Source organism: Knoellia pratensis, assembly GCF_042666395.1.
GTDB classification, from domain to species: Bacteria; Actinomycetota; Actinomycetes; order Actinomycetales; family Dermatophilaceae; genus Knoellia; species Knoellia pratensis.
Genome location: NZ_JBHTDJ010000002.1, coordinates 257965 through 282947, shown reverse-complemented (window position 1 = coordinate 282947; position 24983 = coordinate 257965). Strand labels below are relative to the sequence as shown.

24 protein-coding genes are annotated in these 24983 nt (G+C 69.0%); 8 read left to right on the top strand and 16 right to left on the bottom strand.

The annotated features are described in order from the left end of the window. Positions 1-41 precede the first annotated feature (41 nt). From gatA to ACFQRE_RS08400, 3 genes are all read right to left on the bottom strand, one after another. On the bottom strand, positions 42-1574 hold the full coding sequence (gatA, locus tag ACFQRE_RS08410) for an Asp-tRNA(Asn)/Glu-tRNA(Gln) amidotransferase subunit GatA (protein WP_380121054.1): 1533 nt from the start codon (positions 1572-1574) through the stop codon (positions 42-44). Between the two features lie 86 nt (positions 1575-1660). After that, positions 1661-1957, bottom strand: coding sequence for an Asp-tRNA(Asn)/Glu-tRNA(Gln) amidotransferase subunit GatC (gene gatC / locus ACFQRE_RS08405; RefSeq protein ID WP_380121052.1), 297 nt, complete (start codon positions 1955-1957; stop codon positions 1661-1663). Positions 1958-2039: 82 nt separating this feature from the next. Beyond that, positions 2040-2570 carry a hypothetical protein gene (locus ACFQRE_RS08400; RefSeq protein WP_380121050.1) on the bottom strand — a complete coding sequence of 177 codons (531 nt, stop codon included), beginning with the start codon at positions 2568-2570 and terminating at the stop codon, positions 2040-2042. A gap of 81 nt (positions 2571-2651) precedes the next feature. Between ACFQRE_RS08400 and ACFQRE_RS08395 the strand changes: the two genes are divergently transcribed. Further along, complete coding sequence (locus ACFQRE_RS08395; RefSeq protein ID WP_380121048.1) at positions 2652-2945, top strand: type VII secretion target; 294 nt, start codon at positions 2652-2654, stop codon at positions 2943-2945. Further along, positions 2942-3988 carry a hypothetical protein gene (locus ACFQRE_RS08390; protein ID WP_380121046.1) on the top strand — a complete coding sequence of 349 codons (1047 nt, stop codon included), beginning with the start codon at positions 2942-2944 and terminating at the stop codon, positions 3986-3988. Before ACFQRE_RS08395 ends, ACFQRE_RS08390 begins: the two co-directional genes overlap by 4 nt. A 15-nt stretch (positions 3989-4003) precedes the next feature. Here ACFQRE_RS08390 and ACFQRE_RS08385 read toward each other — a convergent pair whose 3' ends face one another. Beyond that, positions 4004-4345: a hypothetical protein gene (locus ACFQRE_RS08385; RefSeq protein ID WP_380121044.1), complete on the bottom strand. Its 342-nt coding sequence runs from the start codon at positions 4343-4345 to the stop codon at positions 4004-4006. 121 nt (positions 4346-4466) lie between these two features. Here ACFQRE_RS08385 and ACFQRE_RS08380 point away from each other — a divergent pair, with 121 nt between their 5' ends. After that, positions 4467-4931: a hypothetical protein gene (locus ACFQRE_RS08380; protein WP_380121042.1), complete on the top strand. Its 465-nt coding sequence runs from the start codon at positions 4467-4469 to the stop codon at positions 4929-4931. Continuing rightward, entirely contained in the window at positions 4931-5335 is a 405-nt protein-coding gene (locus tag ACFQRE_RS08375; protein ID WP_380121040.1) for a hypothetical protein, read from the top strand. Before ACFQRE_RS08380 ends, ACFQRE_RS08375 begins: the two co-directional genes overlap by 1 nt. 65 nt (positions 5336-5400) lie before the next feature. Here ACFQRE_RS08375 and ACFQRE_RS08370 read toward each other — a convergent pair whose 3' ends face one another. Both ACFQRE_RS08370 and ligA read right to left on the bottom strand, forming a co-directional pair. Further along, positions 5401-5805: a hypothetical protein gene (locus ACFQRE_RS08370; protein ID WP_380121038.1), complete on the bottom strand. Its 405-nt coding sequence runs from the start codon at positions 5803-5805 to the stop codon at positions 5401-5403. A 46-nt stretch (positions 5806-5851) separates the two neighbouring features. Further along, on the bottom strand, positions 5852-7993 hold the full coding sequence (gene ligA / locus ACFQRE_RS08365) for an NAD-dependent DNA ligase LigA (protein WP_380121036.1): 2142 nt from the start codon (positions 7991-7993) through the stop codon (positions 5852-5854). A gap of 170 nt (positions 7994-8163) precedes the next feature. Here ligA and ACFQRE_RS08360 point away from each other — a divergent pair, with 170 nt between their 5' ends. Continuing rightward, complete coding sequence (locus ACFQRE_RS08360) at positions 8164-9021, top strand: ABC transporter ATP-binding protein (protein ID WP_380121034.1); 858 nt, start codon at positions 8164-8166, stop codon at positions 9019-9021. Continuing rightward, on the top strand, positions 9018-11036 hold the full coding sequence (locus ACFQRE_RS08355) for an ABC transporter permease (protein WP_380121032.1): 2019 nt from the start codon (positions 9018-9020) through the stop codon (positions 11034-11036). The genes ACFQRE_RS08360 and ACFQRE_RS08355 overlap by 4 nt, the downstream gene beginning before the upstream one ends. Before the next feature lie 9 nt (positions 11037-11045). Here ACFQRE_RS08355 and ACFQRE_RS08350 read toward each other — a convergent pair whose 3' ends face one another. From ACFQRE_RS08350 to ACFQRE_RS08340, 3 genes are read right to left on the bottom strand one after another with little or no spacing between them, the layout of a single operon-like run. Continuing rightward, complete coding sequence (locus ACFQRE_RS08350; RefSeq protein ID WP_380121030.1) at positions 11046-11516, bottom strand: mycothiol transferase; 471 nt, start codon at positions 11514-11516, stop codon at positions 11046-11048. A gap of 10 nt (positions 11517-11526) precedes the next feature. Next, positions 11527-12843 (bottom strand): nucleotide disphospho-sugar-binding domain-containing protein, encoded by a 1317-nt coding sequence (locus ACFQRE_RS08345; protein ID WP_380121028.1) that lies wholly within the window; start codon positions 12841-12843, stop codon positions 11527-11529. After that, complete coding sequence (locus tag ACFQRE_RS08340; protein ID WP_380121025.1) at positions 12818-14713, bottom strand: glycosyltransferase; 1896 nt, start codon at positions 14711-14713, stop codon at positions 12818-12820. Before ACFQRE_RS08340 ends, ACFQRE_RS08345 begins: the two co-directional genes overlap by 26 nt. Positions 14714-14909: 196 nt before the next feature. Between ACFQRE_RS08340 and ACFQRE_RS08335 the strand changes: the two genes are divergently transcribed. After that, complete coding sequence (locus ACFQRE_RS08335; protein WP_380121022.1) at positions 14910-16421, top strand: long-chain-fatty-acid--CoA ligase; 1512 nt, start codon at positions 14910-14912, stop codon at positions 16419-16421. A 32-nt stretch (positions 16422-16453) separates the two neighbouring features. Here ACFQRE_RS08335 and ACFQRE_RS08330 read toward each other — a convergent pair whose 3' ends face one another. The 3 genes from ACFQRE_RS08330 to ACFQRE_RS08320 are packed head-to-tail and all read right to left on the bottom strand — an operon-like array spanning position 16454 to position 19118. Next, a complete protein-coding gene (locus tag ACFQRE_RS08330; RefSeq protein WP_380121020.1) occupies positions 16454-17467 on the bottom strand; it encodes a DMT family transporter in 1014 nt (337 codons plus the stop codon). After that, positions 17467-18480 (bottom strand): methionine synthase, encoded by a 1014-nt coding sequence (locus ACFQRE_RS08325; protein WP_380121018.1) that lies wholly within the window; start codon positions 18478-18480, stop codon positions 17467-17469. Before ACFQRE_RS08325 ends, ACFQRE_RS08330 begins: the two co-directional genes overlap by 1 nt. Then, positions 18477-19118, bottom strand: a complete 642-nt coding sequence (locus ACFQRE_RS08320) for a pyridoxamine 5'-phosphate oxidase family protein (RefSeq protein WP_380121016.1) — start codon at positions 19116-19118, stop codon at positions 18477-18479. The genes ACFQRE_RS08325 and ACFQRE_RS08320 overlap by 4 nt, the downstream gene beginning before the upstream one ends. A gap of 78 nt (positions 19119-19196) precedes the next feature. On the opposite strand from ACFQRE_RS08320, the gene pdxR reads away from it, so the two are divergent. Beyond that, entirely contained in the window at positions 19197-20615 is a 1419-nt protein-coding gene (gene pdxR, locus ACFQRE_RS08315; RefSeq protein WP_380121014.1) for a MocR-like pyridoxine biosynthesis transcription factor PdxR, read from the top strand. Between the two features lie 143 nt (positions 20616-20758). Here pdxR and mnmA read toward each other — a convergent pair whose 3' ends face one another. Genes mnmA through ACFQRE_RS08295 form a run of 4 tightly spaced genes read right to left on the bottom strand, consistent with a single transcriptional unit; the run spans position 20759 to position 24900 of the window. Beyond that, complete coding sequence (mnmA, locus tag ACFQRE_RS08310) at positions 20759-21877, bottom strand: tRNA 2-thiouridine(34) synthase MnmA (protein ID WP_380121012.1); 1119 nt, start codon at positions 21875-21877, stop codon at positions 20759-20761. Next, positions 21877-23085, bottom strand: a complete 1209-nt coding sequence (locus ACFQRE_RS08305) for a cysteine desulfurase family protein (protein ID WP_380121009.1) — start codon at positions 23083-23085, stop codon at positions 21877-21879. The genes mnmA and ACFQRE_RS08305 overlap by 1 nt, the downstream gene beginning before the upstream one ends. A gap of 53 nt (positions 23086-23138) precedes the next feature. Continuing rightward, a complete protein-coding gene (locus ACFQRE_RS08300; RefSeq protein WP_380121007.1) occupies positions 23139-24095 on the bottom strand; it encodes an electron transfer flavoprotein subunit alpha/FixB family protein in 957 nt (318 codons plus the stop codon). 13 nt (positions 24096-24108) lie between these two features. After that, positions 24109-24900: an electron transfer flavoprotein subunit beta/FixA family protein gene (locus ACFQRE_RS08295; protein WP_380121005.1), complete on the bottom strand. Its 792-nt coding sequence runs from the start codon at positions 24898-24900 to the stop codon at positions 24109-24111. Between the last annotated feature and the right edge of the window lie 83 nt (positions 24901-24983).

The following is a 24983-nucleotide window of genomic DNA, read 5'->3' as shown; positions in this document are numbered from 1 at the left end:
GTAGGAGATCGTGGCTTCAGTGTCTATCGCGCTCACGGCAGTCACGCACCCTTCGTGGTCGAACCGGTGGTCGAGAGATCGGGAGCCTTGGCGAGCAACTGACCGCCCCACGACGCGAGGAGACGCTGCTCGAGAGCAGCCCCCACGGCATACAGGCGCTCGTCGGCAGCGGCTGGCGCGAGGATCTGGAAGCCGGCGGGCAGACCGTCCTCGTCGGCGAGGCCACTGGGAAGCGACATGCCGGGCACGCCCGCCAGGTTGGCGGGGATCGTGGCGATGTCGTTGAGGTACATGGCCATCGGGTCGTCCAGCTTGTCGCCGAACTTGAACGCCGTCGTCGGTGCGGTCGGGCTCACCAACACGTCAGCCGACTCGAAGGCGCGGGTGAAGTCGTCGGCGATGAGGCGACGGACCTTCTGCGCCGAGCCGTAGTAGGCGTCGTAGTAGCCCGACGACAGGGCGTAGGTGCCCAGGATGATGCGGCGCTTGACCTCGTCGCCGAAGCCCGCGTCACGCGTGGCCGCCATGACCTGCTCGGCGCTCGGGGCGTCGATGCCCTCGGGCAGGACCCGCAGACCGAAGCGCATGGCGTCGAACTTCGCGAGGTTGGACGACGCCTCGCTCGGGAGGATCAGGTAGTAGGCCGCAAGCGCAGCGGTGAAGCTCGGGCACGAGACCTCGACGACCTCGGCGCCGGCGTCGACCAGGTGCTGGACCGACTCGTCGAAGCGCGCCTGGACACCGGTCTGGAAGCCCTCGCCGGTGAGCTCCTTGACGATGCCGATCTTCATCCCCTTGACGTCGGCGCGACGAGCAGCCTCGACGACGGGCGGGACGGGAGCGTTGATCGAGGTCGAGTCCATCGGGTCGTGGCCGCCCATGACCTCGTGCAGCAGGGCCGCGTCGAGGACGTTGCGGGTGCAGGGACCGGCCTGGTCGAGCGAGGAGGCGAGGGCGACGAGGCCGTAGCGCGACACCCCGCCATAGGTCGGCTTCGTTCCGACGGTCCCGGTGACAGCGGCTGGCTGGCGGATCGAGCCACCGGTGTCGGTGCCGATCGCGAGCGGTGCCTGGAACGACGCCACGACCGCGCTCGAGCCACCACCGGAACCGCCGGGGATACGGTCGAGGTCCCACGGGTTGCGCGTCGGGCCGTAGGCCGAGTGCTCCGTCGAGGAACCCATCGCGAACTCGTCCATGTTGGTCTTGCCGAGGATCGGCATGCCCGCCTCGCGCAGTCGGGTGACGACCGTCGCGTCGTAGGGCGGGATCCACCCCTCGAGGATCTTGCTGCCGCACGTCGTCGGCAGGCCCTTGGTCGCCATGACGTCCTTGACAGCGATCGGCACACCGGCGAGCTGGTGCAGCTGCTCGCCGCGGCCGCGGCGCTCGTCGATGTCGCGAGCGGTCGCGAGCGCACTGTCACGAGCGACGTGGAGGTAGGCGTGGACGTCGCCGTCGACGGCGTCCGTGCGGGCCAGGAGCGCCTCGGTCACCTCGACCGAGCTCGTCGCACCCCTGGTGAGGAGGTCGGCGAGCTCGGAGGCGCTGGCGCGGGTCAGGTCGGTGGTCACGTCGGTCCTTGCGGTCTGGGTGTGCGAGGTGCGGGAAAACAACGGTGGCGTATGCCGGGTGCTCAGCACCCGGCATACGCGCGTCTTCAGTCTTCGTCGAGGATGCGCGGCACGGAGAAGCGCTGCTGGTCGGCCTCGGGGGCACCCGACAGGGCCTCTTCAGCGGTGAGGCTGCGGCGGACGACATCGGGGCGGGTGACGTTGACGATGGGCATCGGGTGGCTCATCGGCTCGACGCCCTCGATGGGCGACTGCTGCACGGTTGCCACGGACTCGAGGATGACGCCGAGCTCCCCGACCATCTTGTCGAGCTCGGCATCGGAGAGGTCAATGCGAGCGAGACCGGCGAGGTGGGCCACGTCGTCGCGGGTGAGTTCAGCCATGGGCCCAGTCTATGGGCCGGTCAGGACCAGCCCACCCGCGCATCACTCCCGGGGAGGGAGGAGAGCCAGTGATCGCCAGCGCTCAGTGTTCACCCGGCACCAAGCGTTCCCTCGTGTAGTCGTCCCTGACGAGATCCGGGTTCGTGAGCGCCCAGTACCTGGCCATGTCGAGGCCCTCGGACCATTCCCGCGAGGACTCCTCGATCTGGGCGACGACACCGCCGTTCGAGGTGATCATCTGGACCCGAGCACCCCGGTTCGCGCGGTTGATGGTCGACGCCGGCAGGGCCCGGAGTTCGCGCAGCTCGCTCACCTCCACGCTCGTCCTACCCGGGCGTCGCTCAATGCGCTCCGGTCCGAGGACGAGTCGGTAGGCCAGGAGCGCATAGGCCGCCGCGGGAAGGACCAGGACGAAGAAGATCGCGAGGATCCACGCAGCCGCAGCGGCAAGCCACGGGACATCGTCCCCCGCACCCTGCGTCACCAGCCCGTAGAGGCCGAAGAGCAGGCCGACCCACAGGACGGCCATCAGGGGGATGCTCACGAAGCGGGCCCAGGAGGGCGCACGCACGACGACGGGGTCGGGGAGCTCTCCCCATTGAGGACTGGTCACGCAGACCAGTATCGTCACACCAGGGGGTCTCGCAGCAGAGGCGCATCCGATCGACACCATGTGCGAAGGGGTTCACTCACCATGACGTTTGCCGTCACTCCGGCCGACATTCGGCGACATGCGACCGCGGTTTCGACCGTCGCGGGCACGCTCGGGAAGATGAAGGATGCGAGCTCCGTCAGCGGGGACAGCTACGGCTTGTTGCTCGCTTGGCTGCCGGGTGTGATGAACGCGGCCGGAGGGGACGTCGAGGCGGCGCTCGACTCCGTGGCCACCAACGCGACCGAGGCCGTCAACGGCCTGCGGGTCATGGCCGACCAGTACGACACCGACGACCAAGATGCTGAATGGCAGCTGAGGAAGACCTACCCATGAGCAACAACCCCTACGTCGTCACCGACAACGCCAGCTCGCCCGATGGCACGAGCTTCGGCATCCAGGAGGGCTCGGGTTGGACCTCGGGCGCCGGGATCATCGACAGCGGCTCGCAAACCATCGCGGCTCTGTGCGACGGAGACTGGGTCGATGCCGCGCTCAGCGGCGTGGCCCTGGTCCTCGACGCTGCGGCCACGGCGGCTGACCCCCTGGGTTCGGCGCTCGCGGCTGGCATCGGTTGGGTCATCGACCACCTCAACCCCATCAAGGGATGGTTCGAGGAGGTCGCGGGCAATCCGGGTGGGGCGGTCGCTCAGGCGCAGACGTGGGGGCTCATCAGCGCCGACCTCGGGCCCGCGGCCACCGACTGGGACACCTCTGCGGGCAACCTGATCAAGCCTCAGTCCGGACCCGCCGTCGAGGCCTACGTCGGTTGGCAGGAGACGCACACGGCGGCCATCACGGAACTCGTCGGGGCCACCAAGGGCATGCAGGAGGCCATCTCGGTCGCGGCCGGGATCGTGGGATTCGTGCACGGCTTCCTGCGTGATGTCCTGGCTCAGCTCGTCGGAGCAGCCATCAGTTGGATCGCTGAGGCGGTGCTGTCCTTCGGCACGCTCATTCCGTGGATCTGCGGTCAGATCGGGACACGAGTCGCCGCGCTGACGGCCAAGTGCTCCGCGTTCGTCACGGGCCTGGTGCGCTCCGGGAGCAAGCTCGACGGGCTCCTCAAGGCGCTCGGCACCTGGGGTCAGAACGTCCTCAAGCTCCTCGACAAGATCAAGACCAACCCCAACCTTCACCGCCCCGTCCCCCGCCACGCGGCACCACCTGGCCCGGCCCCGGCGATTCCGCCATGGACCTGGAAACCACCGGGCGACTACAACCCCTCACCGGGGCGACACGCCACGCCGGATCCGACCCTCCCCAGCGTGCTGGTGGATGGCGTGCGCGGCGGGGTGCGCGATCCGCTGACCGCGGGGACAAACGGCACCGACGGCGTCAAGTCCGGGATCGACGGCAACGGCAAGCCGGACGAGTAGTCCGGAGGAGTTGGGTCAGCTGGCGGCGATCTCGATCAACCGCACCACGAACTGGAGCGCGTACCCGCCGAGCACCACGACGACGAAGGCCCAGACGGCCCACCGCCCGATGAGCCCTGCCTGCGTGCGTCGCTCCGGCTCGGGTGCTCTGAACGAGGCAAGGAACCGCGATCGTGCCAAGACCCCGTGGCGACCCTGAGCGTTTCGTGCAAAGGGCTGCCACCAGTCGCCTGCGCGCAGACCCTCGACGAGGCCACGCCCGAAGGGCACGGCAAACAGCAGCCAGACACCGCCGAAGAGCACCAACGCAATGCTCGACGACACGATCACAGGACCATCGGGGTTCAGCTGGTTCATGCCGTGAGTCTCCCCCATTGCTGTCTGGTGTGGCGCCCGGGCCTGTCGGTGTGAAGGACCTTCAGGCGGCGATCGGACCCGCTGCGAAGGGGCACCGCGGCAGTGCGGCTAGGGTCGAGACATGAGCAATCAGAGGGGTTACTCGGGACCGGAGGAAGCGCTGGCGGCCATCGCCGCCCAGACCGCCGCGGCCGAGCCGCAGGCCGAGCATGCACGTGCGTGGAGCACTGAGGTCGCCACCATCCAGGGAGTCGGAGTCGCCGAACATGGTGACGTTCGAGCCATGGTGGACATCCAGGGTCTCCTCACGGGTCTGTCCGTGAAGGACACCGTGACCACTCGAGGCGGCCGAGCGACCACCGCGGCCATCCAGCTGGCCGTGCGTGCGGCGCAGGAGTCCGTCCGTCAGCAGGCGCTGGCCTCGTCCGAACGTGCGTGGGGCCCGGGCTCAGCGACATCCGAGGCGTTCCGCGGCGAGGTCGAGGCCGCGACTCCCCTCATCGAGGTGGAGCCCTTGGCCACGGATGGTCGGTCACTCCCGAGCAATGAGAAGGACCGACCGGACAACGATGGGGGGACTTGGTGATGGATCCCTCGATCTTTGACGGAGAGACCCCCGGTGGCCTCGAGCTGGACCGCCTCGTCAAGCAGGCGCAGGCAGCCATGGCGTGGCGTGCGAGCGTCAACGACCTGCGTGGACGGGCCAGCAAGGACGGTGTGGACGTCGAGGTCAGTGCGAGTGGTGGCGTCGTGAGCGTCGCTGTCTCGGATGCCGCGTGTGCAGGCGGCGGCGACGCTGTGGCCGGACAGGTGCTGGACGCCGTTCTGGAGGCACAGCAGGACCTGGCGCGTCAACTGCGTGGCTCAGCCATCGAGACCTTTGGTGCGGATTCGCCGCAGGCGCGGACCGTCGAGAATTCCACGGCCTCCCGATTCACGCGCGCGACCGTCCTCACCGACGAGCGGCCGGAGGATCGAGACCGCGGGTGATCGTGCCCGTCACCCGCGTGAGCATCGGACGCTGACCCGAAGTGCTCTCCAGCTGCCTCATGGGCTCAGAGGCGGAGTGCTCCAGCCAACGCATAGGTCGCGGACGCCATGACGCCACCCCAAGTGGCATAGCGGACCACCAGCCCACCGGTCGTTCGACGTTCCTCCGGTGGAGCTCGAAAAAGCGACTGCCATCGGTGGTTGGCCATGAAGGTGTAGCGGCCCCACGGTTGCTGCTCGAACGGCAGCCAAGGATTCCTGGCCCGCGCCGCCCGCATCAGGTGGTACGAGAAGGGGACCAGGAACATCCCCGCCACAAACCCGATGAACAGAACGACGAACACCTTGAGGTTCGCGACGCGGGACGTGCCGACCAGCCAGAGAACCACGAGCCAGATCACGATCGGCAGAACCCCCGTGATCCAGACGTTGCCGCGCCAGTCCCTGTCGGACGCGGGCTCGGAACTCACCGGTCTCGCCCGGTGGGTTCAACCGATCGCTGCCTGACCGCCACTCTCATGGCGCGGCTGGCTCCGACGCGGCCTCGGCAGAACCGGATTCGAGCAGGGTGACGAAGCCGGCCTCGTCGAGGATGGTCAGTCCGAGCTCACGCGCCTTGGCCTCCTTGGAGCCCGCGCCGGGGCCGACGACGACGTAGTCGGTCTTCTTGGAGACCGACCCCGACGCCTTGCCACCGCGGGACAGGATCGCCTCCTTGGCCTCGTCGCGGGTGAAGCCCTCCATCGAGCCGGTGACGACGACGGTGAGTCCCTCCAGGGTCTGCTCGATCGAGGCGTCGCGTTCGTCCTCCATGCGCACCCCGTCGGCGGCCCACTGGTCGACGATCGCGACGTGCCACTCGTTGCCGTCGCGGTCGAACCAGTCGCGCACCGACTCGGCGATGATGCCGCCCACGCCCTCGACGCCGGACAGTTCCTCAACGCTGGCGGCGCGGATTCCGTCCATCGAGCCGAAGTGCTGCGCCAGCGCGCGAGCCGCGGTCGGGCCGACATGGCGGATCGAGAGACCGACGAGCACGCGCCACAGCGGCTGGCTCTTTGCCGACTCGAGGTTGGCGACGAGCTTGGCCCCAATCGCCGAGAGCACGCGACCGTTGATGACTGCGTCCTCCGGGTCGGTCTTCTTCGCGGCGCGCGTGTAGAGAGGCACTCGGGCGATGTCGGCGTCGGTCAGCCCGAACAGCGTCGACTCGTCGGTCAGCACCCCCGACTCCAGGAGAGCGACGGATCCCTCCCAGCCGAGCGCCTCGATGTCGAACGCCCCACGACCCGCAAGGCCCGACAACCGCTCGCGCAGCTGCGACGCGCACGAACGCGAGTTGGGGCAGCGGATGTCCTTGTCGCCCTCCTTGGCCGGCGCCAACATCGTCCCGCACGCCGGGCACTCGGTCGGCATGACGAACGCCCGCTCGGTGCCGTCGCGCAGGTCGACGACCGGCCCGAGGATCTCGGGGATGACGTCACCGGCCTTGCGCAGGACGATCGTGTCGCCGATGAGGACGCCCTTGCGGGTGACCTCGGTGGCGTTGTGCAGCGTGGCTCGTTCGACGGTCGACCCGGCGACGACGACGGGCTTCATCACGCCGAACGGGGTGACTCGACCGGTGCGCCCGACGTTGACCTGGATGTCGAGGAGGACGGTGTTGACCTCCTCCGGCGGGTACTTGTAGGCGATCGCCCAGCGCGGTGCGCGCGAGGTCGCCCCGAGCTGGCGCTGCACCACGATCTCGTCGACCTTGACGACGACGCCATCGATCTCGTGCTCGACGTCGTGGCGGTGCTCCCCCGTCGAGACGATGAACTCGTTGACCGCCTCGATGGTGTCGACGACCCGGAAATGGGTCGAGATCGGCATACCCCAGGCCTGCAGCGCGGCATACGCCTCGCTCTGTCGGGTGAGGGCGAAGCCCTCGCGCCTGCCGATGCCGTGGACGAGCATCCGCAGCTGTCGACCAGCGGTGACGCGAGGGTCCTTCTGCCGCAGCGATCCTGCCGCCGTGTTGCGCGGGTTGGCGTAGGGCGGTTTGCCCACCTCCACGAGCTGCGCGTTGAGCTCGCCGAAGGCCTCGATCGGGAAGTAGACCTCCCCGCGCACCTCGACGAGATCGGGCACCGGGTGCTCTGTGGTCCCCGTGAACTCAGTGGGTATGCCGTCAATCGTCCTGACGTTGAGGGTCACGTCCTCGCCCGTGCGGCCGTCCCCACGGGTGAGCGCCCTGGTGAGGCGCCCCTTTTCGTAGAGGAGGTTGATGGCGAGCCCATCGATCTTCAGCTCGCACAGGTAGTGGAAGGTCGAGCCCGCGTCTCGCGTCACGCGCGCGTTCCACTCCACCATCTCCTCGGGAGAGAACGCGTTGTCGAGGCTGAGCATCCGCTCGAGGTGGTCGACCGACTCGAAGTCGGTGGAGAAGACCGCGCCACCCACGGACTGCGTCGGGCTCTCGGGGGTGCGCAGCGAGGCGTACTCCTCCTCGAGCGCGTTGAGCCGCTTCATGATCTTGTCGTACTCACCGTCGCTGACGGTCGGCGAATCCTTGACGTGATAGGCGAACTGGTGCGTCGTCGCCTGCTCGGCAAGATCGGTCCACTCGTGCCGGACCTCGTCGGGAACCTCGATCACCACGTCGTTCTCACTCACCCGCTCATCCTGCCGCACGGCACGGACATCAGGAGGTGACGCGCGGTGGCGCGCAGTCCGCAGGGTCCCTGGTGCCGCGATGCCGCCTGCGTGTCGCAGCACCCTGCCGGAGGCGAGCCGCACCGTTGTGCCAGAGTTCGCTCACCGATCACACAAGCCAGGGGGCCCAGATGACGGATGACACAGGCGTGCTGCACCGCGACGGAGCGGGACCAGTCGCCGATTTCCTCGCGTCCTTCGGCGGCGATGTCGACGCCGCCATCGCGGCGCTGCGTGCCCACCACGGCGGTACGCCCACAGCGAGTCCGGCTCCGCGCAGACCACGTCGCGAGCGCTCCGGCGATCACATCATCGCGGTGACGGACCTGCGCAAGACCTACAGGATGGGGCGGCAGAGGGTCGCTGCCCTTGGTGGCGTCTCACTCGAGATCGACCGCGGAGAGTTCGTCGCCCTGACCGGGGCGAGTGGCAGCGGCAAGAGCACCCTGCTGCAGATCATCGGTGGCCTCGACAAGGCGAGCGGCGGAACGGTTCTCATCGACGGTGTCGACATCGGGCGCCTCGGCGACGCGAAACTGTCCCGCTTCCGCAATCGCACGATCGGCTTCGTCTTCCAGTTCTTCTACCTCCAGCCCTTCCTGCGTCTGGTCACGAACACCGAGGTCCCGGGCATGTTCGCGCGGACCCCACGCAAGCAGCGCAAGGCTCAGGCCCTCAGGCTCATCGATGAGGTCGGCCTGTCGGATCGCTCCCGCCACTTGCCTCGCGAGATGTCCGGCGGGCAGATGCAGCGCGCAGCCATCGCACGCGCCCTGCTCAACCAGCCGGCAGTGCTCCTGGCGGACGAGCCCACGGGCAACCTCGACAGTGCCGCGGGCGCGTCGATCATCGAGTTGTTCGAGCGGATCCGCGACGAGTTCGGGACGACCATCGTCATCGTCACGCACGACGACGAACTGGCGCAGCGGGCCGATCGGACCATCCGCCTCAGTGACGGTCTCATCGTGCCGAGCGGCGTGGTCGCATGATCGGCCTGCGCGACGCCGCCACGCTCGCCCGCACCAAGGTGCGCTCCAAGCGCATCCGGCTCCTCATCACCACCATCGTGTCCGGCCTGCTCTTCGGGCTCATCGGTGGCGGGGTGCTGCTCTTCGACGGCACGGCCGGCAGCGTGGACCGCTTTGCCGAGCAGAACCTCGGCGGGCGCTACCTCGTGCAGGGCACCCCGGTGCTGCCCTCCGAGCAGATCTACCCGAACCCGACCGACCCCGGAGTCCACAAGGAGATCGAAACGCTGCACGCGGCATACATCGCGGAACGCAAGGCGGCAGCCAAGAGGTACGACATCCCCGACTACGACCCCAAGTCCGAGGTGCAGCCGATCGTCGACGACCCCTACGGCGACCCGAGCATCCCCGCAGACCAACGCAGGATCGTGAACACGGAGTCGGTGGCGTGGAAGCGCCGCGAAGCCGCAGCCATTGAGAAGATCCAGCGGAACTCGAAGAGCACACCCGAGAAGTACGCCGCGGACTCGCGGGCGGCGGGTGCCACCGACACCTATCAGCCCCAGAGCCTGCAGGCTCTCGGCCTGACCTATCTCAAGGACGGACGCGAGGACCTCACCGGTGCCGCGCAGGCGGATCTGGGTTCGAAGGACGGCTCCCAGGGTCCGGCGGGCGATTCCAGCATCGCCTCATCGAACTTCACGATCATGGACGATGACCTCGTTGCGGCCTTCATCGCCGAGCCCAACGCGGCCCGCGCGACACCGAAGGGCATCCCGATCCTCGTCCCCATCGACGACGTCGTCGCCACCCTCGGCAAGAGCCTCAGCGTGACCAAACGGCCGAAGGACAGTTCGGGACAGGTCGCCTGGTATCGCAACGTGCGCGCCAAGGCCAACGGTGTGACCTTCACCGCCTGCTACCGCAACCAGGCCGAGCGCGATCGGGTCGAAGAGGCACGGAGTACGGCGGCGGAGATCGCCGCCAACAAGAACACCCGCGGATTCGACAAGCCCAAGCTCGTCCTCGAGCTGCCGACCACGGCCTGCGGCCCCGTCACCGTTGCCTCCGACACCCGGACCGCGCGAGAGAAGGAGAGGGCCGAGAACCAGCGGGCGTTCGACGCGATGGCGTCGTCGACGGTGGCCGCGCAGACGACCCCGCAGGAGGTCCCGAAGGCCGAGCTGCTCACCTTCCAGATCGTCGGCGTGCTCCCCACGGGACAGTCGGGCAGCGGCGGCCTCGAGTCGCTCGTCTCCTCGATCGTCGGGACGACCTACGGCTACGGATCGATCATCCCGTCAGGACTTCTGGAGAAGCTGCCGACGGCTCTGCGTCACTCGCAGGTGCTCAGTCACAAGCCTGCCGCGACCCCAGAATCGATCATGATGTTCGGGCCGATGGGTCCCGAGGCGGCCTACATCTCGTCCTTCCCCACCGTCGACCAGGCCAAGAAGTTCATCGCCAACTACTCGTGCGGCGAGGGTGGCGGCTTCCTTGGAGGCGGCGACTACTACTCGGAGTGCGGGATGCCCTTCTCCGTCGGCACCTACGGCACGAGCTACCTCGTCGTCGATGACATCGGCCGGGAAGCGCGTCCGTTCCTCATCGGCATCCTGGGAGCGCTCTTCGGCGTGGCCACGATCATCATCTGGGCCATGATGGGCCGCGTCATCGCCGACTCCCGACGCGAGACTGCGGTCTTCCGGGCCATCGGGGCCAAACGCGGAGACATCATCAAGATCTACCTGCTCTACTCCCTGTGGGTGGCCCTGCGCATCGCTCTGTTCGCGGCGGTGCTGGCGGGCGTGATCGTCCTCGTCATCGAGACGCTGTTCTCGCGGCGCGCGACGGATGCGGCCCAGTTGGCCTACGGGGTGTTCAACGGCGATGCGACGTTCCACTTCTTCGGCACGCCGTCGTGGCTGTTCTGGGCGATCCTCGGCGGGATCCTCGCGATGTCCCTCGTCGCCATCACTCCGCCACTGATGCGCAACATCCGACGCAACCCCATCCGGGACATGCGCGACGAGTAAGGGCGAGCGTCACGCCAAAAGGACGTCTCGGGTGACCTCGAGGTGGCCGAGGTGCTGGGCCAGTTCTTCGTGGACGTGCAGGAGGACGGCTCCCTGCGTCGGGTATGCCGGCCCACGCAGAGCGTGGGACCCGCGGTCCCGTCCGGTGGGCGGGTTCACCGGCGCTGCCCCAAGGTCTGCTGCGTGGGCGTCCTCGTGCAGCCGCGCGCGCCCCAGCTCGAGGAGTTCGAGAGCCTCCTCGACCGTCCCGGTCGCCGTGAACTCCGCGTCGCGATCGCGTGGGACGACGATCCCGCGGTTCACGGTGCGCCCCCACCGACCCATGACACCGACGACGTGGGCCACGAGAGCGAAAGCGGAGTTCGAGCCCTCCACCCCGGTGAGCGAACTGTTGACGTGAGCATCGCCCAGCTCACGCACGCACGCGGCATACCCGTCGAGAGACCGGTCGCACAGGGTGAGGTACTCGTCGGTGGTCACCCGGGACAGTTTATGAGTCGGTGGCAAGCACCGCAGCGCGAGCCCTCTGGGCACCCGGGCTCCGGGTGAGGTCCTGCGAGAGCCGGGCGAGACGCCCCGCTACGGCGGGGTCCAGGGAAAGCAGACGCACCGCGGCGGCACGCAGCTCCTCCGGGGTGGCCGAGTTGGGATCGAGCACCTCGCCCAGTCCGGCCGTCTCGAGTGATGCGGCGCCGGCGAACTGGTCGGTCGAGAACGGCAGGAGCAGCAGCGGGACACCAGCAGCCAACGCCTCGGTCACGCTGTTGTTGCCCCCGTGCGAGACCGCGAGAACGGCGCGACCCAGCAGGGTGACCTGCGGCAGCTCGGCACGAACCAGCCAGGACGGCGGTATCGGGCCCAGCGCGTCGGGCGACGTGGACCCGACGGCCAGTGCGACGCGGACCTCCAGGCTGCGCAGGGTGCGCAGGGCCTCGGCAACGCGGGCCAGCACGTCGGAGCGCACCGAGAGGAAGCTGCCGAAGCTCACGTAGACGATCGGCCCCTCCTCCGCACCCAGCCAGGCGTCCACCTCTGGGTCCGGCGGCTCGGTGCGAACCGCGGAACCGAGGAAGGCGTGCCGGCGAAGGAGCGCGGTCCGCTCGGGTGGGTGGAGCTCGCCGGGGTAGTTGAGCAGCAGGACGTCTCCGGTCTCGGCGAAGGCGTCGTCACTGGCGTGCGCCCCCGGGTCGAGTGTGGCCAGCGACTCGTTCCACTGCTCGGTGAAGGCGTCACGCACGCCCTCGCATCGACGGCGCAGGTCGGCGAGGGCCTTCGGCTCGGGCAGCAGGGTGCGTGGCCAAGCGGGCGGGAGGCCGTACACCTCCTGCCCCACGGTCAGCGCCGATGGGTGTCCCAGGACGACATCGGCGTGACGCACTCCCGTCCCCGACAGTGCCAGCCGGGCACTGAAGGCGAGGTGGTCGACGATGACGTGGTCGGGCCGCACCTGCCGGACGACGCGTTGCACCTCGCGCGCGACCCGCAACGGTTCCCAGAGCAGGTCGTCGCCACGGGCGGCCGCCTGGAACATCAGGGTCGGCACGGCCCCGAGCCTCGTGGCGGCGAAGAACCCGCGCAGGGCCTCGTCCTCACCCCGGGGCTGGTCCTCGGCACGGATCACGCCGGGGTTGGAACCACGCCCCAGCTGCAGGTCTTCGCGCTCGAAGCCGAACCTCGTCACGATGGCGTCCGTCGCGGGACCGGTCGCGACGACGACGCGCTCGCCGGCGTCGGCCCAGGCCTTTCCGAGCGTGACGAGCGGGAGCAGATGGGAGGCGTAGTCAGGGCTGATGACGAGCAGCGTCACGTGAGACCTCCGAGTAGATGGTGGCGAGAGATGAGGCCATCGTGCCGATGCTGAAGTTGTCGGTCACGACGGTCCGGGCGTATTCGGCTCGCGCGGCCGCGTCTGGGGCAGCAGCCAGGTCCAGCGCCGACACCACGGCTCCTGCCAGGGCGTCCGGCGCCGTGGTGTCGACGAGCAGACCCGTCACGCCGTGCTCGACGTACGTCGCCGGGCCGCCCTCTCGGGGGGTGACCACGATGAGCCCGGACGCCATCGCCTCGAGGATGGCGATGCCGAACTCCTCCTTCAGGCTTGCGGAGACGTACACCCCGCCCGGGCCGCTCAGCCCGGGCCTCCCCATCCGGACGGCCGCCAGCCACGTGGCGACAACCCCGTTCGGCCGGTGACCCGCGAGCAGCAGTCCGCGGCCTGCGGAGTCCTTGCGCGAGACCGACGCGTCGATGCGGGCGAGCTGCTCGGCCTCGTCGTCCGAAGGGTGCCCGAGGTCACCTCCGACGACGAGCAGGTTGCAGCGTTCGGCACAGGTGGGGTCGTTCGCCCACGCGTCCACGAGCGTCGCCATGCCCTTCACCCGGTGCAGGCGTCCGACGGTGATCGCCAGCGGGAGCCCCCGCCGTTCCGGGGGCAGTGCCGAGAGCAGAGCGTCGAGCCCGGCGAGGGCGCTTGCGGCGGCTGCGGGCACGTCGAGGCCGTCATCGGCGTCCCGCACCTCCCGGGCGGCGCGGTCGAGCGGGGCGAGGTCGATGCCCTCGGGGACAACCGTGGGGGGTCGGTCTTGGGCATCGGGGTCAAGGTGCAGGAGGTCGCGGAGGTCGCGGCCCAGCTGTGGCCGCGGGAAGACGACCAGGTGCGCGGCACGGGAGGCGAGGTCGCGCAGGAGTCGGATGCGGAAGACGAGGTGTTCAAGGTGGTCCGCCTCACCGAACGTGGCACGGGTGAGAGCGCCGGACGCCTCCCGCGCCGCAATCAGGGCGTGTGGGTCAGGGGCGAGGGTGAGCACGGTGGGGATGCCCAGCTGGTCCGCGACCTCGGCTGCGGCCCACGACCCGACGTCGGCCATGCGCAGGTGCAGGACGTCGACGGGGGCGGCGGCGCTGAGTGCTCGGCGCAGTCCGCGTCGGGCAGCGATCCGCAGCGGCCAGGTGTCGGGGGTGGCCCGGACCGGTCCGGGCAGGGGCACTCCGAGGTAGTGGTGACCGGGGGCCCGGGCGTCGTCGGGGGCTCGATCCTCCTCGTGGTGGCTGCGCGAGAGCGTCAGCACCCGCGAGACCCTCGGGTCGGTGACCAGTGAGTCACCCAGGTGGACGAGCAGGGTGGCGATCCCGCCAGTGTCTCCCTTGCCAGCGTGCATCAGGCTGCCGTCGATGTCGGCGTGGAGGAACAGCTGCGCGATCGTGAGGCCGGACTGGCCGAGGTCGGCGGGACGCGCGCGAGGAGGGTCCGCGAACAGCTCGTCGTCGAGCTCGACGATCCCCCATGCCTCGAGGGTCGCCTCGGCGAGCATGCCGACAAAACCGCCCGCCTCCATCGTCGCGCCCAGTGGAGCGACCGCATCCGGGAGCGGGGAGCACGAGCGCAGTGCCCACGTGGAGTGCTCCCGCAGAAACGGCACGGATGTCGTCAGCAAGGGCACCACGAGTGCGCGTGCCATGGCCGGTCCGCCGGCTGCGGCCGCGTGCACCGCGGCGATGGCCGTGACCTGGTCAGTGTCGTCCTGGATGGCGTCGGACAGGGTCGACATCGACTCCTCGCCGTCATGACGCACCGAGTCCACCAGCTGGTCGATGAGCTCGATCGCCCCGAGGAGCGAGGGTGCGGTCCGCACGGCATCGAGCATCCCGAGTGTCGGCGCAGAGACGGTGGGAGTCACGATCTCATCGTAGAGGGCTACCTTGGACAAACATTGGACAACTTCCGGAATTTCATGGTGGACCGCAACGAGGAGCCCGGGGTGAGTGCCTCGAAGGTGACGTCCGCCATGACTCCTGACACTCGTCTTCACCCCACGAGATCGCTGCGCGGACCACAATGGCGAGCAACACGTCCCGGCAAAGGAGCCACACATCATGGGCAGCACAGACTCCAACCTCGCATCGTCACTCGTCCGCACAGCGAGTTCGATGCCCGACCGGCCCGCCCTGAAGATCAACGGGCAGGACATCAGCTACCAGCAGCTGCACCAGATGGCGGCCAGGCTCGCAGGAACGTTGCGCGCCAACGGAATCGAGCCCGGTGACCGGGTCGCGCTCATCCTGCCGAATGTCCCGGCCTTTCCTGTCGCCTTCTTTGCCACGCTGCTCGCTGGCGGTGTCGTCGTCCCGATGAACCCACTGCTCAAGTCCGGCGAGATCGACTTCTTCTTCACCAACTCGGGGGCCAAGATTGCCTTCGTGTGGCCGGACTTCGTCGACGAGGCCACCAAGGGGGCGACGAACTCCGGCACGAAGATCGTGCAGTGCGGTCCCCTCGGTCCGGACGAAGGCGCCCTTGAGGGTGGCGAGCCCATTGCTGAACCCACTGAGCGAGAGGGCGACGACACGGCGATCATCCTCTACACGTCGGGCACCACCGGTCGCCCCAAGGGCGCCGAACTCACCCACGACAACGTGAGCCTCAACGCGATGCGGTGCGCCGAGGTCATCCAGGAGCTGACCGAGGACGACGTGATCATGGGCTGTCTGCCCCTCTTCCACGTCTTCGGGCTCGTCGTCGGCCTCAACGCGGCCGTGCGGGTGGGCGCCTCGCTCGCCCTCATCCCTCGGTTCGACCCGGCGGCGGCGATCAAGGTCATCGGCGACGAGAAGGTCACCGTGATGCAGGGCGTGCCGACGATGTATGCCGCGATCCTCAACCACCCGGACGGCAACAGCCTCGATGCCTCGTCGCTGCGCGTCTGCGCCTCGGGTGGCTCAGCGATGCCGCTCGAGGTCATGAAGGCCTTCGAGGAGAAGTTCGGCTGCGTCATCCTCGAGGGTTACGGCCTGTCCGAGACCTCCCCGGTTGCGTCGTTCAACCTTCCCGGGCGCGAGCGCAAGCCCGGCACGATCGGCTTGGCCATTCCGGGCTGCGAGATGCGCGTCATCGACATCGACGGCGCCGACGTCGACAACGGTGATGTCGGCGAGATCGCCATCCGCGGCGACAACGTCATGAAGGGCTACTGGGCCAACCCCGAGGCGACGGCCGAGGCGATCCCCGACGGATGGTTCCGCACCGGTGACATGGCCACGCAGGACGACGAGGGCTACTTCACCATCGTGGACCGCAAGAAGGACATGATCCTGCGCGGCGGGATGAACGTCTATCCGCGCGAGGTCGAGGAGGTCATCTACCAGCACCCCGACGTCCTCGAGGTCGCGGTCGTGGCGGTTCCTGACGAGCTGCTCGGCGAGCAGGTCGGGGCAGGGGTGGTGCTGCGCGAGGGCTCCACGGCGACGACCGACGACCTCATCGCGTTCACCAAGGAACGCATCGCTGCCTACAAGTACCCCCGCAGCGTGTGGCTCCTCGACGAGCTGCCCAAGGGCCCGACCGGCAAGATCCTGCGCCGCGAGGTCAAGGCACCCACGGCGCAGTGACGCGGCGCCCCGCCGGTGTCACCTGCCGCGCCTCAGGGCTGCGGGGCTGCGGGTGACACCTCGGGGATGGCGAGGGTGGCGGCCGGTCTGCGCGCTGGTGCGTTGATGACGGCTGCAGCAGCCAGGACGATGACGAAGCCGATGACTTCGAACAGCCCGAGCGACTCGCCCAGGACAAGAACTCCGAGCAGGACCGAGACGATCGGGATGAGGTACGTGATCGTCGAACCGATCACCGGTCCGGCGCCGCGGACGACGTCGAACTGCAGGATGTATGCCGCGCCAGTCCCGACGATGCCGAGCGCCAGGATGCAGAGCAACGGCAACCACATCCAGCCCCCACCGGCGCTGCCCGCCTCGATCTGCGAGGTGCCGAGGCGATCTTGGTCGTAGGACCAGATCGAGGACATGCCGCCGGACTGGAGGGCACCCCACACGAGGATCACGGGCACCATGAGTACGCAGCCCATGAGCAGGGTTGCGGCGGGCTGACTCAGGCCCCCGAGGTCGGCACGAGCGAGGAAGCGTCGGTTGTAGGTCCACCCGATGCCGTAGCAGACACCACCGGCCAGGGCCATGCCGAAGCCGACGAGGTCGGGTCGACCCGAGGCCCACGGCTGCATGATCGTCACGACCCCGATGAAGCCGATGACGACGGCGATGACCTTCGGCCGGGTCGCGCGCGCGCCGGGCAGGAACGCCATCGTCGCCAGAACGGTGGCGATGGGGGTGGTCGCGTTGCCGATGCCCGCGAGGGCCGAGCTCACCCGCGTTTCGGAGAGGGCGAAGAGCGTGAACGGCAGTGTGCCGAGCAGCAATCCGGTGACGACAAGGTGCTTCCAGACCCAGCGTTCATGCGGCAGGGACCCACCGCGCATCCACAGCAGCGCGAGGATCGTGGCGGCCCCGGTGACGAGCCGCAGCGCCGCGATCTGCACGGCCGAGAGTGACTCGAGGCCGACCTTCATGAGCAGGAAGCTCGAGCCCCAGATGAAGACGAGCGCCATGAACTTGGCCTGCCACGGGACCCTGGGTGCGGGTGACATCAGTCGTGCTCCTTCTCGGTCAGCTCACCGGCGACAGTGATCGCCACCCGTTGAACGTCCACAGCCCCCCGCGGCGTGAGGGAGGGAAGTCCGCAGGTGGGCGTGATGGTGGTGTCGGCGAGCGAGGACATCGGCAGTCCGACGCGATGGAAGCCGTCAACGACCAGGGCCGTGGCGGTCCTGACTGCCTCGGCCGACGAGGTGACAGCGTTCGTCGGCACGACCCCGGCCCAGAGTCGGGTGCCGGACTCGACGGCCGCCGCGATGGCCTCCCACCGCTGAGGCGAGGAGTCGCTCAGATCGAGGGAGAGGGCCGTGACTCCCGTGGAGGCCAGCAGCTCCACGGGGGCTCCGGGGTGGCACGAGTGCAGGACGACGTCGCCGTCGTGTGCGTTGCGAACGTCCTGTATGCCGCGTGCCACCTCTGCGCGGTCGACCGCGCGGACGCGTCCGTAGCCGGACGCTGTCGGCAGCTCACCGCGCAGGACCGACAGGACGGAGGGCTCGTCGAGCTGGACCGTGATGACCGCTCCGGGCACGAGCCGCTGCACGTCGGCGACGTGCTGGCGGACGCCCTCGGCCAGTGAGGCCACGAGGTCGCGCCGGGCGCCCTCGTCGGTGATCGAGCGCTCACCGCGGTTGAGCTCGATGGACGCCCCGAGCGTCCACGGGCCGGCAACCTGGATCTTGAGCGGTCCGGCATACCCGTCGTAGGCCTCAGCGAGCTCGTCGAGGTCCTGGCGCCACATCGCCCGGGCGCGCAGCAGGTCGCGCCCCGGTCGGTCGGTGAAGCGCCAGCCGGAGGGTTGCAGGTCGACGGACAGGTCGGCGAGCAGCGCCGCGGACCGTCCGATGATGTCGGCTCCGGGTCCGCGAGCGGGCAGTTCGGGCAGGTACGGCAGGCTGTGGTCGTCGGGCACACCGCCCGCCCCGATGAGCAGGTCGCGGACCGTGACGATGGCCTCGCGCGACGACTCGCCGGGCCAGGAGCCAACTCCGGAAACGTGGGTCACACGAGAACCCTCGCACCCGCGAAGTTGCGCACCGACTGCGGGACCTCGGAGGTCGTGGACGTGGGTGCCGTCACGGGCTCCAGAGCCACCGTGCGCAGCTCGACGTGGCCGTGCCAGGCACCCGTCTCCTCGTCGGGCGATCCGGCCGTCCCGGTCCGGACCTTGGTCATGAAACGACCCTCGGAGATCGGCATCGACATGACCAGCGTCTTGGCGATCTCCTGCTTGGTCATCGGCCGCACCTCACTGGTCCTCCCAGGGATGAGTCGCTCCGACACCGCGTCGAGGGCGGTGGTCCGATCCTCATCGCCGAGCGGGGTGAGGTTTCCGTAGACCACTGCCGAACGGTAGTTGGCCGACGAGTCGAACGTGGTGTGGCCGACGATCAGCGCGTCGACGGCGATGACCGCCAGTGCGGCCGGCGCTCCTGCTGCCACGTGGCGCAGAGCCCCGGCCCCCGTGGAACCGTGCAGGATGATGCGGTCCCCCTGTCGGGCGAAGAGCATCGGCACCACCCACGGCGCACCGCCGACGACGGTGCTCAACGTCCCAGCGAGGACATCGTCGAGGATCGCGTCGAGCGCGAGTCGTTCGGTGCTGCCGCGTTCACGGAGGCGGTTCAGGGAAATGACTGGCATGGACCCATTCTGCGCTGCGAAGTGGACCACGATCCAGAACCACTATCGGCACAATGCAAGGACCAGTATTATCCCCTTGTGCCTCGCGTCCCTCGCACCATCAGCCTGCCGCTCACGCTCGACGCCTCGGATCGACCGCTGCGGCACCGAATCGCCGACGCCGTCGTCGGCGAGCTGCGCGAGGGCCGGCTTCGGCCGGGCGACCCGCTCCCGTCGACCCGCGTCCTCGCCTCGGAGCTCAAGGTGTCGCGCGGACCGGTCGTCGCGGCATACGACGAGTTGGCGGCAGCTGGCTTCATCGAGACCCGGCCGGGTTCGGGTGCGGCGATCGCCCCCGGTGCAGACCGCGCGGCCCGCGCCGGGGCCCTGTCATCGGTGGACCCCATGGAGCCGTTCCCCAGCACTCCCCCTCGGCCGGCTCGATCCCAGACCCGGTTCGATCTGCGCCCCGGGCGGCCGGACATCGGCTTCCTCGACCAGACGGCCTGGCGGCGAGCATGGCGGCATGCGGCCTCCCAGGTCCCCACCACCGACATGAGCCACGGACCCCAGCACGTGAGGCTGCGGCAGGTGCTCGCCGACCACATCCGTCGCAGCCGGGGCATCGCCCTCGAGCCCGACGACCTCCTCATCACCCCGGGTGTGAGCGCGACCCTGCAGGCGTTGCCGGCGGCGCTCGGGCTCGTGGGACGCACCGTCGCGGTGGAGGATCCGGGCTACGTCGAGGCGTGGACAGCGTTCTCCGACAACGGATCTCGCATCTCTCCTCTGCCGGTCGACGAAGATGGGCTCGACCCGTCGATGTTGCGCCGCAATGATGCTGCGGTCTACGTGACCCCGTCGCACCAGTACCCCTTGGGCGCCCGCATGCCCGTCGCCCGGCGCACGGCCCTGCTCGAGTGGGCGCGAGCCGCGAACGGTCTCGTCATCGAGGACGACTACGACGGCGAGTTCCGCTACGACGTCTCGCCGCTGCCTGCGCTGCGCTCTCTGGAGGGTGCCGATGACCACGTCCTCTACATCGGCACTGCGTCGAAGATCCTCGTCCCCACCCTGCGCGTCTCGTGGCTGGCACCGCCGAAGCACCTTCGCGAAGCGATCCGGGTCGAGCTCGAACGCCGCAGCCTCATCGTCAACGAGATGACAGGCGAGGCGGTGGCCGAGTTCATCGCAAACGGTTCACTCGCAGCGCACCACGCGCGTGCGGCGCGGACGTATGCCGCGCGGCGGGCTCGGCTCGTCGCAGCACTGGCTCGTCACCTGCCCGACCACCGACTCAGTGGCGTCGATGCCGGACTGCACGTGGTGCTGCTCCTGCCCGATGACGTCGACGACCACGAGGTGTCGATGTCCTTGCTGCCCCACGGGGTGTCGGTCAACCCGCTGTCGGCCTACTGCGTCGAATCGGTGCGTCGCGGACTCGTGATCGGGTATGCCGGTCTGTCCGAGTCGCACGCGGACGCTGCGGTCCGCGCCCTCGCCCGCGGCCTCACCTGAGCGACCTCTCCCATTGCGTCTGCGTATCTGGTCGTTAGAACCACCACATTCGCAGACGCAACGTTTTGCTCCTGCCGCAACGTCTGCGTATCTGGTCGCTAGAACCACCACATCCGCAGACGCAACGGGAGCGGTGGGGGCGCTCAGCTGGTAGGGACGCTCGCCCGCGCGGTGGAGGCGATGGTCGCCGAACCCACGACGCGCGTGCCGTCGTAGAGGACGACCGACTGCCCCGGCGCGACACCGCGGATGCGCTCGTCGAGCCGGACGTGCACGAGTTCCGGGTCAGACTCATCGACCCACGCCAACGCAGGGACCTCTTCGCCGTGTGCCCGCACCTGTGCACCCACCCGAACCTCGCCGAGGGGCGCATCACCGCACCAGCGCGCGTGGTCGGCCACGATGAGGTCGACGCCCAACAGGTCCTGGGTGCCGATGAGCACCCGCTTGGACGGAGCGTCCACACCCACGACGTAGCGCGGTTCGGCGTCGAGCAAGGACCGATCCAGCCCCAGCCCACGTCGCTGACCGACGGTGAACCCATAAGCACCCTGGTGCGCACCGACGACGTCCCCACTCTCGGCATCGACGATCTCGCCCGGCTGCTCGCCGAGCTGCTTGGTCAGCCAGCCGCGGGTGTCGCCATCGGCGATGAAACAGATGTCATAGGAGTCCGGCTTCTTGGCGACGGAGAACCCGCGCGCAGCGGCCTCCTCGCGGATCTGCGGTTTGGCCGTGTCGCCGAGCGGGAAGAACGCGCGCGCCAGCTGCTCGTCATCGAGCACACCCAACACGTAGGACTGGTCCTTGTTCGGGTCGACTGCCCGGTGCAGCTCACGGTGCGTCACACCCTTGGCATCCACGCGCTCGACGATCTGCGCGTAGTGCCCGGTCGCCACGGCGTCGAACCCCAACGCGACGGCCCGATCGAGCAGCGCCGCGAACTTGATGGACTCGTTGCAGCGCAGGCAGGGGTTGGGCGTTCGCCCCGCCTGGTACTCCGCGACGAAGTCGTCCATGACATCGCGCTGGAACCGCTGCGCCATGTCCCACACGTAGAACGGGATCCCCAACCGGTCAGCAACCCGTCGAGCGTCACCGGCGTCCTCGATGGTGCAGCACCCACGAGCAGACTCACGCAGGGTGGCGGCCGAACGCGACAGGGCGAGGTGCACCCCGACGACCTCGTGTCCGGCATCGAGCATCCGGGCGGCGGCCACGGCCGAGTCCACTCCCCCGCTCATCGCGGCGACGACGCGCATCAGGCGGCCCCACTCGCGCGGCGGGCGCGCTCGACGACCCGGGGCAGGGCCGCGATGAAGGCGTCGACGTCCGCATCGGTGGAGGTGTGCCCGAGCGAGAGGCGCAAGGCCCCGCGAGCCTCGGCCTCGGGATAGCCCATGGCGAGCAGCACGTGGCTCGGCTGCGGCACGCCCGCCTGGCAGGCTGAACCGGTCGAGCACTCCACGCCTGCGGCGTCGAGGAGGTAGAGCAGCGAGTCACCCTCGCACCCGGGGACGAGCAGGTGGGCGTTGCCCGGAAGCCGGTCGGTCGCCTCCCCCGCCGTCCAGCAGCCACTCACGCTGATCCCGAGGTCCAGCGCCAGGGCGCGGCCAATGAGGTGATCACGCAACGCCGTGAGGCGCTTGGCCTCGACGTCACGCTCGGCGACCGCTTCGGTCAGGGCAACGGCGAACGCGCGTATGCCGGCCGCGTCGAGAGTGCCCGAACGCACCTGCCGCTCCTGGCCGCCTCCGTGGGCGAGCGGGACGAGGCGGGCGTCGCGTCGGGCGAGCAGGGCGCCGACTCCGACGGGTCCACCCACCTTGTGCGCGGAGACGGTCATGAGGTCCGCGCCGCTCGCTGCGAAGTCGACGGGGAGCTGTCCGACGGCCTGGACGGCATCGGTGTGGAACGGCACCCCGGCCTCGCGCGCCACCGCGGCCAGGTCGGCCACGGGCTGCACCGTCCCGACCTCGTTGTTGGCCCACATGACGCTGATGATCGCCACGTCGAGCGCATCGGTCGCTCCGACTGCGGGAGCGAGAGTGGCTACCAGCGCTGACTTCAGGTCATCGACCGAGATGTGGCCGCAGCGATCCGGCTCGAGCCAGGTGACGTCCGCTCCCTGGCTCTGCACAAGATGCTCGACCGGGTCGAGCACCGCATGGTGTTCTGTCCCGCCCACGACGAGCCGGCGGGCACCCACGGAAGCCAGCCGAGCGGCATACGTGCCCTTGATTGCGAGGTTGTCGGCCTCGGTGCCGCCGGACGTGAAGACGACCTCGGACGGCCTCGCGCCGAGCGCACCGGCGATCTCCTCGCGCGACTCCTCGACGACGGCGCGCGCAGCGCGACCGGAGGTGTGCAGCGACGACGGGTTGCCACCGCGCTGCGACTGCTCGACCCATGCAGCACGAGCAGACGCCCGCAGGGGGGTCGTTGCTGCATGGTCCAGATACGCGCTCACCCCGCGAATTCTACGTTCGCGGGGTGAGTGCGGTGTTGCCAGTGGGGGCGTGGTCAGGCCTTGGCCTTCTTGACGGCCTCGGTCGCCTGCGGCAGGACGGTGAACAGGTCACCGACGACGCCGAAGTCGACGAGCTCGAAAATGGGGGCCTCGTCGTCCTTGTTGATCGCGATGATCGTCTTGGACGTCTGCATGCCGGCGCGGTGCTGGATCGCACCGGAGATGCCCGCCGCCACGTAGAGCTGCGGCGAGACCTGCTTGCCGGTCTGACCGACCTGGTTGCTGTGCGGGTACCAGCCGGCGTCGACAGCGGCGCGCGAGGCACCGACGGCCGCACCGAGCGAGTCGGCGAACTGCTCGACCGGGCCGAAGTCGCCACCGGTTCCGCGACCGCCGGAGACGACGATCTTGGCCTCGGTGAGCTCCGGGCGACCCGTCGCCTCCTTGGGCTTGGACTCGGTGATCTTCGCGGCCTTGGCGGCGTCCGAGAGGGTGATCTCGATCTTCTCCAGAGTGCCTGCGGCCGGGGCCGGCTCGATGGCGACCGAGTTGGGCTTGACCGCGACGATGGCGGTGCCCTGGGTGACCGTCGACTTGACCGTGTAGGAACCGGCGAAGACCGACTGGGTCGTCTCGACGCCCTCGCCACCGGCGGTGACGTCGACGGCGTCGGTGATGACACCGGACTCGGTGCGGATCGCGAGACGGGCCGCGATCTCCTTGCCGGCCGAGTTGCTCGGGATGAGCACGGCCAGCGGAGAGGTCTTCTCGACGACCGACGCGAGGATCTCGGCCTGGGGGGCCACGAGGTACTCGAGTGCGTCGGGGGCGTCGTAGACGTAGACCTTGGCGGCGCCGTACTTGGCGAGGGTGACCTGAGCGGTCTCGGCACCGGGGCCGATGTAGACCGCAGAAGGCTCACCGAGACGGCGGGCGATGGTCAGCAGCTCGGCGGTCGCCTTGCGGATCTTGCCGCCGGCGTGGTCGACGAGGACGAGAACTTCAGCCATGGGTGGATTCTCCTCAGAGGAACTTCTGGGCGGACAGGAACTCGGCGAGCTTGGTGCCACCGTCACCCTCGTCGGTGACGATCTGGCCCTGCTCACGCGGCGGACGCTTGGCGAACGACGTCACCTTGGTCCAGGCGGCGTCCAGGCCGACCAAGCCTGCGTCGACGCCCAGGTCCGCGAGGGACCAGGTGTCGACCGGCTTCTTCTTGGCGGCCATGATCCCCTTGAAGGAGGGGTAGCGCGGCTCGTTGATCTGGTCGGTGACCGACACGAGGGCGGGCAGCGTCGACGTGATCGACTCGGACGCGGCGTCACCGTCACGGCGGATCGTGACCGACTGACCGTCGAGGGTCAGGTCGGAGGCGTAGGTGACGGCCGGGAGGCCGAGGCGCTCGGCAACCATCGCCGGCACGACACCCATGACACCGTCCGTCGAGGACATGCCCATGAGCACGAGATCGGGGTTGTTGCCGCCGGAAGCCTTTGTGATGGCCTCGGCGAGGATGAGGGACGTGGCTGCGGCGTCGGAGCCGTGGATGGCCTCGTCGCTCACGTGGACGGCCTTGTCGGCGCCCATCTGCAGAGCCTTCTTGACCGCATCGATGGCCCGCGCGGGACCGACAGTGACGACGGTGACCTCGCCCTCGCCGGCCTCGGCAAGCTTGAGCGCCTCCTCGACGGCGTACTCGTCGATCTCCGACAGGAGACCGTCGACGCCCTCGCGGTCCGTGGTGCTGTCGGCCTCGTTGAAGGTGCGGTCGGACTGTGCGTCAGGCACGTACTTGACGCAGACGACGATGTTCATGCGTGCCTCGTCCTCATCTCTGGGTGGGGTTTCAGGTTCACCCCCGAGCGTATGCCGGGTGCTCGCCCTCCGGAGAATTCTCC

Excerpts from the sequence above, each read along its gene's own strand:
- gatC (WP_380121052.1), bottom strand. The coding sequence starts at position 1,957 with ATGGCTGAACTCACCCGCGACGACGTGGCCCACCTCGCCGGTCTCGCT.
- ACFQRE_RS08395 (WP_380121048.1), top strand. The coding sequence starts at position 2,652 with ATGACGTTTGCCGTCACTCCGGCCGACATTCGGCGACATGCGACCGCG.
- ACFQRE_RS08390 (WP_380121046.1), top strand. The coding sequence starts at position 2,942 with ATGAGCAACAACCCCTACGTCGTCACCGACAACGCCAGCTCGCCCGAT.
- ACFQRE_RS08385 (WP_380121044.1), bottom strand. The coding sequence starts at position 4,345 with ATGAACCAGCTGAACCCCGATGGTCCTGTGATCGTGTCGTCGAGCATT.
- ACFQRE_RS08380 (WP_380121042.1), top strand. The coding sequence starts at position 4,467 with ATGAGCAATCAGAGGGGTTACTCGGGACCGGAGGAAGCGCTGGCGGCC.
- ACFQRE_RS08375 (WP_380121040.1), top strand. The coding sequence starts at position 4,931 with ATGGATCCCTCGATCTTTGACGGAGAGACCCCCGGTGGCCTCGAGCTG.
- ACFQRE_RS08360 (WP_380121034.1), top strand. The coding sequence starts at position 8,164 with ATGACGGATGACACAGGCGTGCTGCACCGCGACGGAGCGGGACCAGTC.
- ACFQRE_RS08355 (WP_380121032.1), top strand. The coding sequence starts at position 9,018 with ATGATCGGCCTGCGCGACGCCGCCACGCTCGCCCGCACCAAGGTGCGC.
- ACFQRE_RS08335 (WP_380121022.1), top strand. The coding sequence starts at position 14,910 with ATGGGCAGCACAGACTCCAACCTCGCATCGTCACTCGTCCGCACAGCG.
- ACFQRE_RS08330 (WP_380121020.1), bottom strand. The coding sequence starts at position 17,467 with ATGTCACCCGCACCCAGGGTCCCGTGGCAGGCCAAGTTCATGGCGCTC.
- ACFQRE_RS08320 (WP_380121016.1), bottom strand. The coding sequence starts at position 19,118 with ATGCCAGTCATTTCCCTGAACCGCCTCCGTGAACGCGGCAGCACCGAA.
- mnmA (WP_380121012.1), bottom strand. The coding sequence starts at position 21,877 with ATGCGCGTCGTCGCCGCGATGAGCGGGGGAGTGGACTCGGCCGTGGCC.
- ACFQRE_RS08300 (WP_380121007.1), bottom strand. The coding sequence starts at position 24,095 with ATGGCTGAAGTTCTCGTCCTCGTCGACCACGCCGGCGGCAAGATCCGC.
- ACFQRE_RS08295 (WP_380121005.1), bottom strand. The coding sequence starts at position 24,900 with ATGAACATCGTCGTCTGCGTCAAGTACGTGCCTGACGCACAGTCCGAC.